This is a genomic window from Micromonospora sp. NPDC085948 (genome assembly GCF_040686315.1).
Classification (GTDB): Bacteria; Actinomycetota; Actinomycetes; order Mycobacteriales; family Micromonosporaceae; genus Micromonospora.
Window position 1 is genome coordinate 69,297 of sequence record NZ_JBFBJW010000020.1, and the last position, 16,695, is coordinate 85,991.

The following is a 16,695-nucleotide window of genomic DNA, read 5'->3' on the forward strand; positions in this document are numbered from 1 at the left end:
CATGCCCGGCGTCCTTCCAGATGGTGAGACCGTCCCCGTCGACGGATCGCTGCCCGCCACCGCCACCACGGCGGTCGGCGCGCGCGGCTTCGGCGTCTACGTGCACGTGCCGTTCTGCGCCAGCCGCTGCGGCTACTGCGACTTCAACACCTACACGGCGTCCGAGCTGGGTGGCGGTGCCAGCCGCGAGGGGTACGCCGACACCGTCCTGGCCGAGCTGGCGCTCGCCGCCCGGGTGCTCGGCGACAACCCGCCGCCCCGGGTCGACACCGTCTTCGTGGGCGGCGGCACGCCCACCCTGCTCCCCGCCGACGACCTGGCCCGCATCCTCGACGGCATCGACCGCACCTGGGGGCTGGCCGCCGACGTCGAGGTGACCACCGAGGCCAACCCGGAGTCGGTGACCCCGGAATCGCTGAAGCTGCTGCGGTCCGCCGGCTACACCCGGATCTCGCTGGGCATGCAGTCCGCCTCCCCGGGGGTGCTGGCGATCCTGGACCGCAGACACAGCGCCGGCCGCGCCACCGCCGCCGCCCTGGAGGCCCGCGACGCCGGATTCGAGCACGTCAACCTGGACCTGATCTACGGGACCCCGGGGGAACGGCCCGAGGACTTTGCCGCCTCACTGGAGCAGGTCGTGGCCGCCGGGGTGGACCACGTCAGCGCGTACGCCCTGATCGTCGAGGACGGCACCCGGCTCGCGGCCCGGATGCGGCGCGGCGAGCTGGCGTACCCCAGTGACGACGTGGCCGCGGACCGCTACCTGGCCGCGGAGGCCGCGCTCGACGCGGCCGGGCTCTCCTGGTACGAGGTCTCCAACTGGGCGCGCACCGACGACGCCCGGTGCCGGCACAACCTGCTCTACTGGACCGGCGCGGACTGGTGGGGGCTGGGGCCGGGGGCGCACAGCCACGTCGGCGGGGTGCGCTGGTGGAACGTCAAACACCCCACGGCGTACGCCCAGCGGCTGGCTGCGGGCACGTCTCCCGGCCTGGCCCGGGAGGTGCTGACGGCCGACGAGGCGCACATGGAGGACGTGATGCTCCGGCTGCGGCTCGCCAGCGGCCTGCCGCTGGCGGTGCTCGACGCCACCGGGCGGGCCGGCGCCGAGCGGGCGCTGGCCGGCGGCCTGCTGGCCGCCGACGAGTACAAGGCCGGTCGGGCGGTGCTCACCCTGCGCGGGCGGCTGCTCGCCGACGCGGTCGTGCGTGACCTGCTGCCCTGAGCCAGCCCCGCTGCCCCGGACCGGGGCAGCGGGGCACCGACCGGCCGGGGGAGCGGCCGGAGCGGGTCACTTGATGAAGCTGGCCGAGAGCGGGTAGCGGTAGAGCTGGCCCTCGTTGGCCTTGATGCCGGCGATGATGCCGAACACGGCGCCGAGGATGATGGCCGCCCCGACCCCGATGAAGCCGATCAGGATGCAGGACAGCACCCAGCCGACCAGGCCGACGACCGACCAGATGAGCTGGAAGTTCAGCGCCGCCGCGGCGTGCGACCGCACCGTCGGGGACTGGTTTCCCCGGGCCAGCAGCGCCACCAGCGGCGCGATCCAGCCCAGCACCCCGCCGCTGAGGATCATCCCGGCGGCACCGCCGAAGTGCGCGACGAGCGCCCAGGTCTTGTCCTCGTTGCTGGCGAAACCGCCACCGGGGCCGCCGTAGGCGCCGCCGGTCGGATATCCGCCACCGGGCGGCGGGTAACCGCCGGCCGGCGGATAGCCTCCGGGCGGCGGGTAGCCACCAGCCGGGGGGTAGCCGCCCGACGGCGGTTGGTCACCGGTGGGCGGCGGATAGCCACCGGCCGGGGGATAGCCGCCCGGGCCAGGCGCCCCGGACAGTGGTGCGGTGGGTGGCTCAGCCGACGGGTACGAGCTGGGAGAGGTCGGCTCCGGCGGGTAGTTGCCGGGGTCACCCGCGCCGGGAGGGCGAGGAGGTTCAGTCATGGGTGTCACGGTAGGGGTCCGTGGCAACGCCGCACCAGTGGGCGGCCGTTGATCATCGCGCTGGCGGGTACGCCGACGTAGACTGGCACTCGTTACAGTCGAGTGCCAGGGCGGCCCGACCGGGGCCACGGCGCCGGCGGCCGACGTGCGACAGGAGGTGCGGAGGATGGGTCTCGACGACCGGAAACTCGCTGTGCTCCGCGCGATCGTCGAGGACTACGTCTCCACCCAGGAGCCCGTCGGCAGCAAGGCGCTGGTCGAGCGGCACCAACTCGGGGTCTCCCCGGCCACGGTCCGCAACGACATGGCCGTGCTGGAGGAGGAGGGCTACATCCGGCAGCCGCACACAAGTGCCGGCCGGGTGCCCACCGACCGCGGCTATCGACTCTTCGTCGACCGGTTGTCCCGGGTCAAGCCGCTCAGCCCGGCGGAACGTCGGGCGATCGAGCGCTTCCTGGTCGGCGCGGTCGACCTCGACGACGTGGTGCACCGCACAGTCCGGCTGCTCGCCCAGCTGACCCGGCAGGTGGCCGTCGTGCAGTATCCGAGCCTGGCCCGCTCCTCGGTTCGGCACCTGGAGCTGGTGCCGATCTCCACCACCCGGCTGATGCTCGTCATGATCGCCGACACCGGGCGCGTGGAGCAGCGGCTGGTGGAGTTGCCCGGGCCGGTGCCCGCCGACAACGTCACCGATCTGCGCCGGCTGGTCAACGAGAAGCTCGCCGGCGCGCGGCTGTCCGACACGCCACCGTTGGTGCAGGCGCTCGTCGAGGAGGCGCCGTCCGAGCTGCGTCCGGCGATGACCACGCTCTCCACGGTGCTCCTGGAGACGCTTGTCGAGCGGCACGAGGAACGCATCGCGCTGGCCGGCACCGCCAACCTCACCCGCGGCGGCCTGCTCGACTTCCAGGGTTCGCTACGGCCGATCCTGGAGGCGCTGGAGGAGGAGGTCGTGCTCCTCAAGCTCATCGGTGAGACCGAGCCGAGCACGACCCGGGTGCTGATCGGTGACGAGAACGAGTTCGACAACCTGCGGGCCGCCTCGGTGGTCAGCACCGGGTACGGCCCGGGCGCCACGATCGTCGGCGGCCTCGGGGTGCTGGGTCCCACCCGGATGGACTACCCCGGCAATATCGCCACGGTGCGCGCCGTGGCACGCTACGTGGGCGAGTTGCTGGCCCAGAACTGATTGGTCAGGGCCGATGCGGCCGGCTGCGGCCGCCGACCGGCACAACGCGAGACGAACATGAGGACACGGAACGCAGTGGCCAGGGACTACTACGGCATTCTCGGTGTGAGCCGGGAAGCCTCCGATGACGAGATCAAGCGCGCCTACCGCAAGTTGGCGCGCCAGTTCCACCCGGACGTCAATCCGGACCCGGAGGCTCAGGAGAAGTTCAAGGACATCAACGCCGCGTACGAGGTCCTCTCGGACGACCGGAAGCGGCAGATCGTCGACCTGGGTGGCGACCCGCTCGCCCCGGGCGGCGGTGGCGCCGGCGGCCCGGGTGGCCCCGGTGGTGCCGGTCCGTTCGTCGGTTTCCAGGACATCATGGACGCGTTCTTCGGTGGCGCGGCCGGTGGGGCGCGCGGTCCCCGTCCCCGGACCCGCCCGGGTGCCGACGCGATCCTGCGCCTCGAACTGGACCTGCACGAGACGGCGTTCGGCGTCGAGGCCCCGATCACCGTCGACACCGCTGTGCTCTGCACCACCTGCTCCGGCGCCGGCACGGCCGCCGGCACCCACCTGGCGACCTGTGAGGCGTGCGCCGGCCGGGGTGAGGTGCAGTCGGTGCAGCGCACCTTCCTCGGCCAGGTGGTCTCCGCCCGGCCGTGCACGGTGTGCCAGGGCTACGGCACCACCATCCCGCACCCCTGCCCCACCTGCGCCGGCGACGGCCGGGTGCGCACCCGTCGTTCGCTGACCGTCAAGATCCCGGCCGGTGTCGAGGACGGCATGCGGATCCGGCTGGCCCAGCAGGGCGAGGTCGGCCCGGGCGGCGGCACCGCCGGTGACCTCTACGTGGAGATCCACGAGCGTCCGCACGACGTCTACTCCCGCAAGGGCGACGACCTGCACTGCCGGGTCACCGTGCCGATGACCGCTGCGGCGCTCGGCACCCGCCTGACCATCAAGACGCTGGACAGCGAGGAGACGGTGGACGTCAAGGCCGGCACCCAACCGGCCAGCACGCTGCGACTGCGCGCCCGGGGCGTGCCACATCTGCGCGGCACCGGCCGAGGCGACCTCTACGTGCACCTCGACGTGCGGACTCCGACCAAGCTCGACCCCGACCAGGAGAAGATGCTGCGCGACTTCGCCAAGACCCGTGGTGAGGAGGTCGCCGAGTTATCCAAGCAGGGCGGCTTCTTCTCGCGGATGCGCGACGCGTTCAACGGGCACGCCTGAGGTGTCCGCGCCGCTGTTCCTGGTCGAGGCGCTGCCCACCGGTGACGCGTTGACCCTGGACGGCCCGGAGGGGCACCACGCCGCCACCGTGCAGCGGCTGCGGGTCGGCGAGGAACTGCTGCTCGCGGACGGTCGGGGCGGCACGGCCGCCGCCGTGGTCACCGCCGTCGGCCGGGGCAGCCTGGAGGTCGCCATCACCTCCCGGGGGTACGCGGACGCGCCGGTCCCCCGGATCGTGGTGGTGCAGGGCATCGCCAAGGGCGACCGGGGTGAGCTGGCGGTGCAGGCGATGACCGAGGTCGGGGTGGACGAGATCGTGCCCTGGGCGGCGTCCCGCTCGGTCACCCAGTGGCGCGGCGACCGGGGCGTACGGGCGCGGGAAAAGTGGGTGGCCACCGCTCGGGAGGCCGCCAAGCAGGCCCGCCGACCGTGGTTGCCCGTGGTGGCCGGCGCGCCCGACGAGTCCACCGCCACCGTCGCCCGCCGGATCGCCGGTGCTGCCGCCGGGTTCGTGCTGCACGAGGAGGCCGAGGAGCGGCTCAGCACCGCCGAGCTGCCGCCCAGCGGTGAGATCGTCCTGGTCGTCGGCCCCGAGGGTGGCATCGCCCCGGCCGAGCTGACGGCCCTCCGGGAGGCGGGCGGGCGAGTCGTCCGGCTCGGCCCGGCCGTGCTGCGTACCTCGACGGCCGGCGTGGCGGCGCTCAGCGTGCTGGCCACCCGCCTCGGTCGCTGGTAACCCGCTCCTGCGGTCACGCCGGCCTGCTTGTGACGGTCAGTGCCGGCCACCCCCAGGTCGGCGGTCATGACGAACAGGGAACGACGCGCGACCGCGTCTCCGCGCGCTCGGCTCCAGATCCGGATACCGGAGTCGTGGTCCAGCGCCGCTGTACGGCAGCGATGACGTGCGCCAGGCGCCGACCGCGGCACGCCGGACTCTCGCACGGCGTGACGGTCAAGCGGGCAGCTTGCCGCTGACGTTGGTGGACATCGTGTGCAGGATGCCGGGCAGTTGCTCGAGCATCTCGGCGGGCAGGTCGCGGATCGTCTCCTCCGCAAGGGTGAGCCAAAGCTGCTGGATCTGCCCGACCAGCGCCTTGCCGCTGGCGGTGAGCGCGACGACGGTGGCGCGCTTGTCGGCCGGATCGGGTGTGCGCTTGATGTGGCCGGAGGCCTCCAGCTTCCGGGTCATCAGCGTGACGCTGGGTGGTTCACAACCCAGCGCCTCGCTGAGCTGCGCTTGGATGCGAGGGCCACTCCGGTCGAGTTCCAGCAACAGAGCCTCCTGGCCGACGTGCAGGCCGAGCGAGGCGAGCAGGTGCGCCGCCCTGGCCCGGTGACGCAGGCTGAGCAGGCGGATCGCCTGGTTCAGGGCGTCGGCGTACTCGTAATCCACGGAACCTCCTTGACAGCGGCGTTAGTTATGCGCATAACATTATCCGCCTAATGATTAAGCGCATAACTAACGCTACCAAGGAGTCAACGTGACGGTGAAGGTCGCAGTCATCTACTACAGCTCTACCGGTACCGTGCATGCCCTCGCGCAGGCCGTTGCCGACGGGGCCATGACCACCGGCGCGGAGGTGCGCCTGCGCCGGGCGGCCGAGCTCGCGCCGAATGAGGCGATCGATCAGAATCCGCTGTGGCGCCGGCACGCCGACGCCACCAAGTCGGTGCCCGTGGCCGAGCTCGACGACCTCGCCTGGGCTGATGCGTTCGCGTTCGGCACGCCGACCCGCTTCGGCACGCCGGCGGCGCAGCTCAAGCAGTTCATCGACCAGGCCGGCGGCCTGTGGCGTGAGGGCGTGCTGGCCGACAAGGCGGTCACGGCTTTCACCTCGGCCTATAACCGGCACGGTGGCAGCGAAGCCACCATCCTCGCGCTCGGCAACGTCTTCTACCACTGGGGCTCGGTCATCATCCCGCCCGGCTTCACCGACGCCACCGTCTACGCGGCCGGCGGCAACCCCTACGGCACCGTCGCGACCGGCGGCGAGGGTGCCGACGCCGCGGCTCTCGGGGCCGCTCGCTACCAGGGGCAGCGTCTGGCCAATTTCGCCGCCCGGCTTAGCGGCGACGTCCTCGTCCCGAGCCGCTCCGCAGCGGCGTGAGCAGTCACCCTGCTTCGGAGGAAAAGATGACGAGTATCCGTACCGAGAATCCGGGGACCAAGCTGTACGCCGGGCCTGCCTGGCTGGTCCTCGCGCTGGCCTGCGCCTGCCAGTTCATGGTCGTGCTGGACGTGTCGATCGTCAACGTCGCCCTGCCTTCCGTACAGCGTGACCTGGGGTTCACCGACACCGGGCTGGCCTGGGTGGTCAATGGCTATGTTCTGACGTTCGCCGGGTTCATGCTGCTGGGCGGCCGTGCGGCGGACCTGTTCGGGCACCGCCGGATGTTGGTGGCCGGCCTCGGCCTGTTCTCGCTGGCCAGCCTGGCCGCCGGCCTGGCCCACACGCCAGAGCTGCTTGTCGGTGCCCGGGTCGCTCAGGGCCTGGGCGGCGCCATGCTGGCACCGGCCACCCTCGCAGTGATCAACACGCGCTTTCCCGAAGGGAAGGAGCGCGCTCGGGCCTTCGGTGCGTGGTCCTCGGCGGGCGGCGTCGGCGGCATGGTCGGCGCGGTCGCCGGCGGCGTGCTGACCTCCGGGCTCTCCTGGCGGTGGGTGTTCCTGATCAACGTGCCGATTGGCATCGTGCTGCTCCTGGTGGCCACATCGCTGACCGCGGCACCGGCGCTCCGGCGCGAATCGCTCGACCTGCTCGGCGCGATCACGGGCACGGCCGGCCTGGCGTCGCTGATCTACGGCGTCATGCAGGCCGCCGATCACGCGTGGGGCTCCCCGCGGGTGATGCCGCCGATCCTGGCCGGCGTGGTCCTGCTCGCCGTGTTCCTGGTGGTCGAGAAGCGCGTCGCGGCCCCGATGATGCCACTGCGGCTGTTCAGGAACCGCAACGTAGCCGTCAGCAACGCGATGCTTCTGCTGTTCGGCGGCATCGCCATCGCGATGTGGTTCTTCTCCTCGCTGTTCATGCAGAACGTGCTGCAGTACAGCGCATTGGACGCCGGGCTCGGACAGACCCCCGCCGCAGTCATGTTCGTAGTGGTCGCCCGCTTCGCCACCGGCTGGTTTCTCCGGAGCGGTGCCCGCGCGCTCATCTTGACTGGGTGCGCATGCTTCGTGGCCGGCTTCGCCTGGCTCTCCCAAGCCGACGCCGACAGTCACTACGCCGCCGGAGTGCTCGGGCCGACGCTGCTCGTCGCGATCGGCATCGGCCTGGTCTTCCCGACCCTGATGGCCTCAGCGACCGCCGACGTCTCGTCGGGTGATGCCGGCATCGTCGGCGGCCTGGCCAACACCGCCAGCCAGGTTGGTGGCTCGATCGCACTTGCGGTGTACGCGACCGCGGCCGCCACCCGCGCCGCCGCGAACGACAGCGCGAGCGCCCCGCCCGACGCACTGGCCTCTGGATACGCACTGGTTTCCGGTATAGCGGCCGGAGTCGCCCTGACGATTGCCGCAGTCAGCCCGTTGCTCCCCACGCGGCGGCGGACCTGACCCACAACGCCACATGATGCCCGCCGCCCACGCGGTTGCCACCCGGGCGTGTCAATCCCGGCTCAGTGGTCCCCGCGGCAACGCAGCGCTCCCGTCCATGCTGCGGACTTACTATCCTCGACACGAGAGCACAGAACATGGCTCAGGTTCGCTACCGAGGATCAGCTGATCTCAATGGGTTTAGTTTCGACCAGCGTCGCGTGCCGGTGGCAGACCGTGTCAGGCATGGAGGCGCCCGACCGAGGGAGACCGACGACGTTGACGTCCCATCCTTCGTCTTCGCGTGACTGAGCGCGAGACGACCAGGCTGATCGCCTGGAGCCGCGAGCTTCGCGAAGTGCACGTGCGCCTGCGCGAAGCACTTGACCTCACTCGCACCGCAGTTGCCGAAGGTCGCTCCGCGGAGGCGGCCACACGTGAGCTGCTGCTGTACTGCCACGGCTTCTGCGCTGCCCTCGACGGACATCACAGGGCCGAGGACCACCGCCTATTTCCGGCGATCAAGGCGGCTCATCCCGAGTTGGAGCCCGTGCTCCGCAACCTCACCCAGGACCACTCGATGATCGCGCACCTACTCGGCGTACTGCGGGCCGCGGTCGATCGGGCCGCACCGGTTGCCGAGTTGGGTCGTCACCTCGAGGGCGCCGCAGCCATTATGGAGAGCCATTTTCGGTACGAGGAGCGTCAGCTGCTCAGCGTGCTCGAGACACTCTCGCTGGATGCGTCGCCCGAGGAGGTTCTGGGCCCGCTGTGAGCAATGGTGCCCCCGAAATAGCGCGCCACCGACGGATTACACGACCAACGTTCAAAGACGAGGAACCATGCCCTCAGGGGCGGGGGAACACCGGCACGACCTCTTCCTCCGGCGTCAGGTCCAGCCCGGCCGGCCCGATGATCTGCGGATCGGGAGTGCCGACCACCTCGGAGTCCTTGCCGGCGTAGTCGAAACGGTGCAGCACGTGCCGCATGGCCTCGAGCCGGGCGCGCTTCTTGTCGTTGCTCTTCACCACCGTCCACGGCGCGTCGGCCGTGTCGGTCCAGAAGAACATGGCCTCCTTGGCCTCGGTGTACTCGTCCCACCGGTCCAGTGACGCGATGTCCATCGGGGACAGCTTCCACTGGCGCACCGGGTCCACCTGGCGGATCGCGAACCGGGTGCGCTGCTCGTTCTGGGACACGGAGAACCAGAACTTGACCAACCGGATGCCTGAGCGCACCAGCATCCGCTCCAGCTCCGGGGCCTGCCGCAGGAACTCCAGGTACTCCTTGCGGGAGCAGAAGCCCATCACCCGCTCGACGCCGGCCCGGTTGTACCAGGATCGGTCGAACAGCACGATCTCGCCGGCGGCCGGCAGATGTGCCAGCCACCGCTGGAAGTACCACTGGGCGGCTTCCCGCTCGTCCGGCTTGGCCAGCGCCACCACCGACGCGCCTCGCGGGTTGAGGTGCTCCATGAAGCGTTTGATGGTGCCGCCCTTGCCGGCGGCGTCCCGACCCTCGAAGAGGATCACCAGGCGCTCACCGGACTCCTTGATCCAGTCCTGGAGCTTGAGCAGCTCGATCTGGAGCAGTCGCTTGTCGCGGTCGTACTCGTCGCGGTCCATCCGCTCGTCGTACGGATAGTCCTCGCGCCAGGTCTCGACGGGGGTGCCGTCGGGGCGGAGCAGGACGGGGTCGTCGTCGTGGCCATCGGCCACCCGGTAGTCGGCGGTGAGGTCCAGCAGCGCGGAGTCGGCCATGTCGGTGAGACTTACCCGCCTCGTGCCGCGAACCACCTTCCCTGCTGGGTGATCTGCCGATCTCAGCTGCGCAGGTAGGAGGCGCCGTTGAGGTCGACGATCGTGCCGGAGGCCCACTCGGCCTGCGGCGAGGCCAGCCAGTGCACCGCGGCGGCGATCTCCGCAGGCTCGGCCACCCGGTCGAACGGGCTCTGCGCCCGGATGGCGGCGCCCTGCTCGCCGCGCAGGTGCTCGGTGGTCATGTCGGTCGCCACGAAGCCCGGCGCGACCGTGGCGACCGTGATGCCGTACGGCGCGAGCGCCACCGCGAGGGACTGGCCCAGCGCGTTCAGCCCCGCCTTGCTGGCGCCGTACGCCGGCTGGTCCGGCTCGCCGCGGAACGCGCCCCGGGACGAGACGTTGACGATCCGACCGCCGCGCTCCCGCATGTGCTGGGCCGCGCACCAGGTGACGTTGCCGGCGCCGGTCAGGTTGGTCGCGAGCACCAGCTGCCAGCGTTGCTGCCACTGCTCGTAGGAGGCGCCGAAGATCGGGTGCGGATCGTCCCGGTCGCCGTACGTCCCGGCGTTGTTGACGAGCACGTCCAGCCCGCCGAGCAGCTCGGCGGCCCGGTCGACCATGGCCCGGACCGCGTCCGGGTCGGTGAGGTCGGCGCGGACCACCACGTGTCCGGCGCCCGGCAGGTGCGCGCGCAGCTCCTCGGCCGCGTCGGCGGAGTCGCGGTGGTGGATCGCCACCCGGTCGCCGCTGGCCGCGAACGCCGTCGCCACCGCCCGGCCGATCCCGCGCGAGGCCCCGGTCACGAGTACCGCTCGATCCGTCATGGCGGCCATCCTGCCTCAGCCGCCTCTTCGCTGCGAACGCCGCCGGCGGCGCGTGCCGCGCCGGAGCGCCCCCGGCCCGTTGGTCTTTACACTGCCCCGATGGGATCCGACTGCCTGTTCTGCCGCATCGTCGCCGGGGAGATCCCGGCCACCGTGGTCCGGGAGACCGACACCACGCTCGCCTTCCGTGACATCGACCCGAAGGCGCCGGTGCACGTGCTGGTCATTCCGAAGGAGCACTACGCCGACGTCGCCACACTCGCCCAGGGCGACCCGGCGCTGGCCGCCGACGTGCTGGCGACGTCCGCCGCGGTGGCCGAGGACGAGGGCCTGCTCGGCGACGGTTTCCGGCTGATGTTCAACACCGGCGCGTACGGCGGCCAGGAGGTCTTCCACGTGCACGTGCACCTGCTCGGTGGCGCGCCGCTCGGTCCGATGCTCGCCCGGAACCTGGCGTGAGCGCAGGGCCGGCGCCGGACGCCCGGGTGGACGAGCGCCTGGGTCGGCTGGTTCGCAGGGTGCAGGCCGACGCCCGGGTGCCGGCGGTGTCGGCGGCGCTGCACCGGGCCGACCGCCCGCTCTGGAACTGCACCGTCGGCGACACCGGCACCGACAGCCCGTTGGGGCCGGGCACCCAGTTCCGGATCGGCTCGGTCACCAAGACGTTCACCGCGGCGCTGGTCCTGCAGTGCCGCGACGACGGGTTGCTGGACCTGGACGACCCGGTGGGCCGGCACCTGGACCTCCCGGCACACGGCGAGCTGACCGTGCGCCGATTGCTGTCGCACACCGCCGGCCTGCAACGCGAGCCGTTCGGCGACGTGTGGGACAGGCTGCGCGCGCCGGACGCCGACCAGTTGGTCGCGGAGCTGGACCGGGCCGAGCGGGTGCTGCCGACCGGCCGTCGGTTCCACTACTCCAACCTGGGCCTGGCCGTCCTCGGCCAGCTCGTCGCCCGGCTTCGGGGCGAAAGTTGGGCGCGGGCGCTCACCGAGCGGATCCTGACGCCCCTGGGGCTGGCCGACACCACCGTGACCCCACGGCCGACGGCGGCCACCGGCTTCCTGGTCGACGCGTACTCCGACGAGGCGCGCCCGGAACCGCCCACCGACTTCGGTGCGGTCGGCCCGGCCGCCCAGCTCTGGAGCACCGCGACCGACATGGCCCGCTGGGCGGCGTTCCTGGCCGACCCGGCGGCGCTGGACCCGGCCGGCGCGGTCCTCGCCCCGGCCACCCTGGACGAGATGCGCTGGCCGGTGACCACCACCGACGAGACGCTCTGGGGCGCGGGCTTCGGGCTCGGGCTGATCCTCGTCCCGCAGGGGGAGCGGGTGGTGCACGTGGGGCACGACGGGGCGATGCCCGGTTTCCTCGCCGCCGTGTACGGCCGTCGCGGAGGCGAGGGCACGGCCGGCGCGATGGGCGCCGCCGTGCTCGGCTCGTCCGGCACGGCGACCGAGGTGCTCGACCTGCCGCACCTGCTGCTCGCGGCGGCGGTCGAGCACGACCCGGCCGAGATCGAGCCCTGGCGGCCGGGCGCACCCGCTCCGGCGGCCCTGCGGGGTGCGCTCGGCCGCTGGTGGGGAGAGGGCTACGAGTACGTCTTCTCCTGGCACGACGGCACCCTGCGGGCGCGCGGGGTCGGTGACCCGGCCGGACGACCGCCGGCGATCTTCACCCCGCTGCCGGACCAGCCGGACGTGTTCCGCACGGTCTCCGGTCGGGAGGCCGGCGAGCTGCTGCGACTGACCCGGGACGGGGCCGGCGCGGTGGTCCGGATGCACTGGGCGACGTACCGGTTCACCCGTCATCAGGAGACCTTCGACAGGTACGACTTCCGGGCCGGGAGTTGATCGCGGCCAGCGGAAATGGGCGCGATGCGCCCCACGTTGAACAGATACGATGGGTGTAACGTCCGCACGCCGTGCCAGCAGGGCCGGCGCCGAGATCGAGAGCAGGTGCGCAGGGCCCTTCGGCCCACCTTATGACCGGCACCCCACCTCCCGGCCCGCCCCGGGTGCAGACCAGGATCACCGTGCCCGACTCGAAGATCATGGTCGATCTGCTCGGCGCAGGCGACGAGATCCTCCGACTCGTCGAACGCTCGGTCAACAGTGACGTGCACGTTCGCGGCAACGAGATCACCATCACCGGTGACCCCGCGGACAACGCCCTTGCCGAGCGGGTCTTCAGTGAGCTGCTCGAACTCATCGAGAAAGGCGAGACCCTGACCACTGACGCCGTCCGGCGTACCGTCGGCATGCTCGAGCAGGGCAGTGCCGAGCGGCCCGCCGAGGTCCTGACGCTCAACATCCTCTCCCGTCGCGGGCGCACCATCCGTCCCAAGACGCTCGGTCAGAAGCGGTACGTCGACGCGATCGACACCCACACCATCGTCTTCGGCATCGGCCCGGCCGGCACCGGCAAGACCTACCTGGCGATGGCGAAGGCCGTCCAGGCGTTGCAGGCCAAGCAGGTCAACCGGATCATCCTGACCCGGCCGGCGGTGGAGGCGGGTGAGCGACTGGGCTTCCTGCCCGGCACGCTCAACGACAAGATCGACCCGTACCTGCGCCCGCTCTACGACGCGCTGCACGAGATGCTCGACCCGGAGACGATCCCGAAGCTGATGGCCCAGGGGACGATCGAGGTGGCACCGCTGGCCTACATGCGGGGCCGGACGCTCTCCGACGCGTTCATCATCCTGGACGAGGCGCAGAACACGACGCCCGAGCAGATGAAGATGTTCCTCACCCGGCTCGGCTTCAACTCCAAGATCGTCGTGACGGGTGACATCACCCAGGTGGACCTTCCCGGCGGGACCAGCAGCGGCCTGCGGGTCGTCCGGGAGATCCTGGAAAACGTCGACGACGTGCACTTCTCCCAGTTGTCCAGCTCCGACGTGGTCCGCCACCGGCTGGTGGGGGAGATCGTCGACGCGTACGCCCGCTGGGACGCCGAGCGGGAGAACCAGCAGGCGCAGGGCGTCCACGCCGTGCCCGGGCGACCCGCCCAGGGCGGCCGTGCCGGCCGCCGCCGCTAAAGCAGAGGAAAGCAGTTGTCCATCGAGATCGCCAACGAGTCCGGTGTCGAGGTTGACACCGATGCCGTGCTCGCCGTCGCCCGGCACGCCCTCGACGAGATGGGGGTCAACCCCCTCGCCGAGCTGTCCGTGCTGCTTGTCGACATCGACTACATGACCGAGCTGAACCACCGCTGGATGGGTGGCGACGGTCCGACCGACGTGCTCGCCTTCCCCATGGACGAGGGCAGCGTCGACCACGGCCCGGGGGAGTCCGCGCCGGCCGGTGGCGAGCCCGCCCTGCTCGGTGACATCGTGCTCTGCCCCGAGGTCGCGGCCAAGCAGGCGGCGACCGCCGGGCACGCCCCCGCCGACGAGCTGCACCTGCTCACCGTGCACGGGGTCCTGCACCTGCTCGGCTACGACCACGCCGAGCCGGAGGAGGAGCGGGAGATGTTCGCCCTCCAGGCCCGCCTGCTGGCGAGCTGGCGGTCGACCCGCACCCAGTGATGTCCACTCCTCCGTTACTGGCGGCCGGCGCCACCGCCGGCCTTCCCGACTTCCAGCTGATCGTCTTCGCGGCCGGCCTGGTGGTGCTCGCCGGGCTGATCGCGATGACCGAGGCGGCGCTCGCCGCGGTCTCGCCGGCGCGGGCCGCCGAGCTGGCCCGCGACGGCGTGCGTGGCGCCCGCACCCTCCAGGTGGTCGCCGGTGACGTCGTCCGGCACCTCAACCTGCTCCTGCTGTTGCGGCTGCTCGCCGAGCTGACCGCCACCACCCTGGTGGCGCTCGTCGCGGTGGACAGCTTCGGCGCCGGCTGGCGGGCCGCGTTGGTGACCGCCGGCGCGATGACCGTGGTCAGCTTCGTGGTCGTCGGCGTTGCTCCGCGCACCATCGGCCGGCAGCACGCGTACGCCGTGGGTCGTGCGGTGGCGCCGCTGGTCCGCTGGTTGGGCCGGGCGCTCAATCCGCTCGCCTCGTTGCTGATCCTGATCGGCAACGCGGTCACACCGGGGCGCGGCTTCCGGGAGGGGCCGTTCGCCAGCCAGGTCGAGTTGCGTGAGCTGGTCGACCTGGCCGAGCAGCGCGGCGTGGTCGAGCACGGCGAACGTCAGATGATCCACTCGGTCTTCGCGCTCGGTGACACCATCGCCCGCGAGGTGATGGTGCCGCGTACCGAGATGGTGTGGATCGAGGAGGGCAAGACGCTCGCGCAGGCGTTGGTGCTCTTCCTGCGTTCGGGTTTCTCCCGCATCCCGGTGATCGGCGAGAGCGTCGACGACGTGCTCGGTGTGCTCTACCTCAAGGACCTGATCCGGCGCTCCCGCGGCGGGGACCCGGCGGCCGAACAGTTGCCGGTGGCCGAGCTGATGCGCCCGGCGACCTTCGTGCCGGAGTCCAAGCCGGTCGACGACCTGCTGTCGGAGATGCAGGCGGCCCGCAACCACCTGGTCATCGTGGTCGACGAGTACGGCGGCACCGGCGGTCTGGTCACCATCGAGGACATCCTGGAGGAGATCGTCGGTGAGATCACCGACGAGTACGATGTCGAACGCCCGCCCGTCGAACGCCTGACGGACTCCTCGGTGCGGGTGACCGCCCGCCTGCCGGTGGAGACCCTGGGCGAGATGTTCGACACCGAACTTCCCACGGACGAGGTGGAGACGGTCGGTGGCCTGCTGGCCCAGTCGCTGGGGCGAGTGCCGATCCCCGGCGCGGAGGTCGAGGTCGCCGGGCTCCGGCTGCTCGCCGAGGGCACCACCGGCCGGCGCAACCGGATCGACACCGTCCTGGTCAACCGGGTGGAGTCGGGCCATGAGCAGGACGCGGGGCGCGGCGAGCACGCCGGCTCCGGGGACGACACGGACAACTACCGAGACGACGAGAGGCAATCCGCCGATGCCTGACACACCCGCCGCGCCCGCCGCCCGGCCCGCCCCCACCGCGCCGGCGCCCCTGAGCGCCGAGGACGCCAAACTGGTCGTCCTGGCCCGGGGCGCCCGTGGCCGGGTCGCCGCCGTGGAGGGCGCCGCGGTCCGGGATCAGGACGGCCGGACGTACGCGGCGGCAAGTGTCGCGCTGCCCTCGCTGACTCTCACCGCGTTGCAGTTGGCGGTCGCGTCGGCCGTGGCGGCCGGGGCGAGCCGGCTGGAGGCCGCGGTGGTGGTGACCGAGGCGTCGACGCTGGACGGCGCCGGGCACTCGGCCGTGCGTGACCTCGCGACGGACGCGCCGATCCACGTGGCCGCCCCGGACGGCACGGTCCTCGGCACGGTGACCGAGTGAGCCCCGTGCGGGACCCGGAGACCCGCCCGTACCGGGCCGGGTTCGGCTGCTTCGTCGGCCGGCCCAACGCGGGCAAGTCGACGCTCACCAACGCCATCGTCGGCACCAAGATCGCGATCACCTCGAACAAGCCGCAGACCACCAGGCACGTCATCCGGGCCGTGCTGCACCGTCCGGAATCGCAACTGGTCCTGGTCGACACCCCGGGGCTGCACCGCCCCCGTACGCTGCTCGGCGAGCGCCTCAACGACCTGGTCCGGTCCACCTGGACGGAGGTCGACGTGATCGGCCTGTGCATCCCGGCCGACGAGCCGGTCGGGCGCGGAGACCGGTTCATCACCGGTGAGCTGGCCGAGCTGAAGGCGACGGTGCTGGCGGTGGTCACCAAGACCGACCTGGTCGACAAGCGCCGCCTGGCCGAGCAGTTGCTCGCGGTCAGCAAGATGGGGGAGTTCGCCGAGATCGTGCCGGTGAGCGCGGTCTCCGGGCACCAGGTGGACACCCTGGTCGACGTGATGACCAAATACCTGCCGCCGTCGCCGCAGCTCTACCCGGACGACATGCTGACCGACGATCCCGAGCAGGTGCTCGTCGCGGAGCTGATCCGCGAGGCCGCCCTGGAGGGGGTCCGCGACGAGCTGCCGCACTCCATCGCCGTGGTGGTGGAGGAGATGATCCCCGAGGGTCAGGTCATGAAGATCTACGCCGACCTGTACGTGGAACGCCCCAGCCAGAAGGCGATCGTGCTCGGGCACAAGGCGAGCCGGCTCAAGGAGGTCGGCACCAACGCCCGCCGGCAGATCGAGGAGTTGCTGGGCGGCCGGGTCTATCTCGACCTGCACGTTCGGGTCGCGAAGGACTGGCAGCGCGACCCGAAGCAGTTGCGCAAGTTGGGTTTCTGAGCGTCCTCGGCGGT

18 protein-coding genes are annotated in these 16,695 nt (G+C 71.6%); 14 read left to right on the plus strand and 4 right to left on the minus strand.

What is annotated here, in order from left to right; translation table 11 throughout:
• Nucleotide 1: 1 nt before the first annotated feature.
• Entirely contained in the window at nt 2-1,225 is a 1,224-nt protein-coding gene (gene hemW / locus AB0O48_RS32530; RefSeq protein WP_357245175.1) for a radical SAM family heme chaperone HemW, read from the plus strand.
• A gap of 66 nt (nt 1,226-1,291) precedes the next feature.
• On the opposite strand, the gene AB0O48_RS32535 is transcribed toward hemW, so the two are convergent.
• Complete coding sequence (locus AB0O48_RS32535) at nt 1,292-1,942, minus strand: DUF4870 domain-containing protein (RefSeq protein WP_365069744.1); 651 nt, start codon at nt 1,940-1,942, stop codon at nt 1,292-1,294.
• 166 nt (nt 1,943-2,108) lie between these two features.
• On the opposite strand from AB0O48_RS32535, the gene hrcA reads away from it, so the two are divergent.
• The 3 genes from hrcA (at nt 2,109) to AB0O48_RS32550 (ending at nt 5,088) form a co-directional block, all read left to right on the plus strand.
• Nucleotides 2,109-3,131, plus strand: coding sequence for a heat-inducible transcriptional repressor HrcA (hrcA, locus tag AB0O48_RS32540; RefSeq protein ID WP_357244462.1), 1,023 nt, complete (start codon nt 2,109-2,111; stop codon nt 3,129-3,131).
• Between the two features lie 75 nt (nt 3,132-3,206).
• Nucleotides 3,207-4,352, plus strand: a complete 1,146-nt coding sequence (gene dnaJ / locus AB0O48_RS32545) for a molecular chaperone DnaJ (RefSeq protein ID WP_172862226.1) — start codon at nt 3,207-3,209, stop codon at nt 4,350-4,352.
• A 1-nt stretch (nt 4,353) separates the two neighbouring features.
• Nucleotides 4,354-5,088 (plus strand): 16S rRNA (uracil(1498)-N(3))-methyltransferase, encoded by a 735-nt coding sequence (locus AB0O48_RS32550; protein WP_357244465.1) that lies wholly within the window; start codon nt 4,354-4,356, stop codon nt 5,086-5,088.
• 216 nt (nt 5,089-5,304) lie between these two features.
• Here the strand turns inward: AB0O48_RS32550 and AB0O48_RS32555 are convergent, their stop codons facing one another.
• The gene (locus AB0O48_RS32555) at nt 5,305-5,745 is read right to left on the minus strand and encodes a MarR family winged helix-turn-helix transcriptional regulator (RefSeq protein ID WP_357244468.1); all 441 of its coding nucleotides are present in this window, start codon (nt 5,743-5,745) and stop codon (nt 5,305-5,307) included.
• Nucleotides 5,746-5,833: 88 nt separating this feature from the next.
• Between AB0O48_RS32555 and wrbA the strand changes: the two genes are divergently transcribed.
• From wrbA to AB0O48_RS32570, 3 genes are all read left to right on the plus strand, one after another.
• On the plus strand, nt 5,834-6,460 hold the full coding sequence (gene wrbA / locus AB0O48_RS32560) for an NAD(P)H:quinone oxidoreductase (RefSeq protein WP_357244471.1): 627 nt from the start codon (nt 5,834-5,836) through the stop codon (nt 6,458-6,460).
• A 26-nt stretch (nt 6,461-6,486) separates the two neighbouring features.
• Nucleotides 6,487-7,908 carry an MFS transporter gene (locus AB0O48_RS32565; RefSeq protein ID WP_365069747.1) on the plus strand — a complete coding sequence of 474 codons (1,422 nt, stop codon included), beginning with the start codon at nt 6,487-6,489 and terminating at the stop codon, nt 7,906-7,908.
• A gap of 283 nt (nt 7,909-8,191) precedes the next feature.
• A complete protein-coding gene (locus AB0O48_RS32570) occupies nt 8,192-8,662 on the plus strand; it encodes a hemerythrin domain-containing protein (RefSeq protein ID WP_357244477.1) in 471 nt (156 codons plus the stop codon).
• A 73-nt stretch (nt 8,663-8,735) separates the two neighbouring features.
• Here AB0O48_RS32570 and ppk2 read toward each other — a convergent pair whose 3' ends face one another.
• Nucleotides 8,736-9,647, minus strand: coding sequence for a polyphosphate kinase 2 (gene ppk2, locus AB0O48_RS32575; RefSeq protein ID WP_357244480.1), 912 nt, complete (start codon nt 9,645-9,647; stop codon nt 8,736-8,738).
• Nucleotides 9,648-9,709: 62 nt separating this feature from the next.
• Nucleotides 9,710-10,471 carry an SDR family NAD(P)-dependent oxidoreductase gene (locus AB0O48_RS32580; RefSeq protein ID WP_357244483.1) on the minus strand — a complete coding sequence of 254 codons (762 nt, stop codon included), beginning with the start codon at nt 10,469-10,471 and terminating at the stop codon, nt 9,710-9,712.
• 99 nt (nt 10,472-10,570) lie between these two features.
• On the opposite strand from AB0O48_RS32580, the gene AB0O48_RS32585 reads away from it, so the two are divergent.
• The 7 genes from AB0O48_RS32585 to era all read left to right on the plus strand — a co-directional run bounded on the left by AB0O48_RS32585 (nt 10,571) and on the right by era (nt 16,681).
• On the plus strand, nt 10,571-10,930 hold the full coding sequence (locus AB0O48_RS32585) for a histidine triad nucleotide-binding protein (RefSeq protein ID WP_357244486.1): 360 nt from the start codon (nt 10,571-10,573) through the stop codon (nt 10,928-10,930).
• A complete protein-coding gene (locus tag AB0O48_RS32590) occupies nt 10,927-12,324 on the plus strand; it encodes a serine hydrolase domain-containing protein (RefSeq protein WP_357244489.1) in 1,398 nt (465 codons plus the stop codon). Before AB0O48_RS32585 ends, AB0O48_RS32590 begins: the two co-directional genes overlap by 4 nt.
• Before the next feature lie 131 nt (nt 12,325-12,455).
• The gene (locus AB0O48_RS32595; protein WP_357244492.1) at nt 12,456-13,514 is read left to right on the plus strand and encodes a PhoH family protein; all 1,059 of its coding nucleotides are present in this window, start codon (nt 12,456-12,458) and stop codon (nt 13,512-13,514) included.
• Between the two features lie 15 nt (nt 13,515-13,529).
• On the plus strand, nt 13,530-14,003 hold the full coding sequence (gene ybeY, locus AB0O48_RS32600; RefSeq protein WP_272613012.1) for an rRNA maturation RNase YbeY: 474 nt from the start codon (nt 13,530-13,532) through the stop codon (nt 14,001-14,003).
• A complete protein-coding gene (locus AB0O48_RS32605; RefSeq protein ID WP_357245177.1) occupies nt 13,979-15,400 on the plus strand; it encodes a hemolysin family protein in 1,422 nt (473 codons plus the stop codon). The genes ybeY and AB0O48_RS32605 overlap by 25 nt, the downstream gene beginning before the upstream one ends.
• A complete protein-coding gene (locus AB0O48_RS32610) occupies nt 15,393-15,779 on the plus strand; it encodes a cytidine deaminase (RefSeq protein WP_357244496.1) in 387 nt (128 codons plus the stop codon). The genes AB0O48_RS32605 and AB0O48_RS32610 overlap by 8 nt, the downstream gene beginning before the upstream one ends.
• Entirely contained in the window at nt 15,776-16,681 is a 906-nt protein-coding gene (gene era, locus AB0O48_RS32615) for a GTPase Era (RefSeq protein WP_357244499.1), read from the plus strand. Before AB0O48_RS32610 ends, era begins: the two co-directional genes overlap by 4 nt.
• The last annotated feature ends 14 nt before the right edge of the window (nt 16,682-16,695 follow it).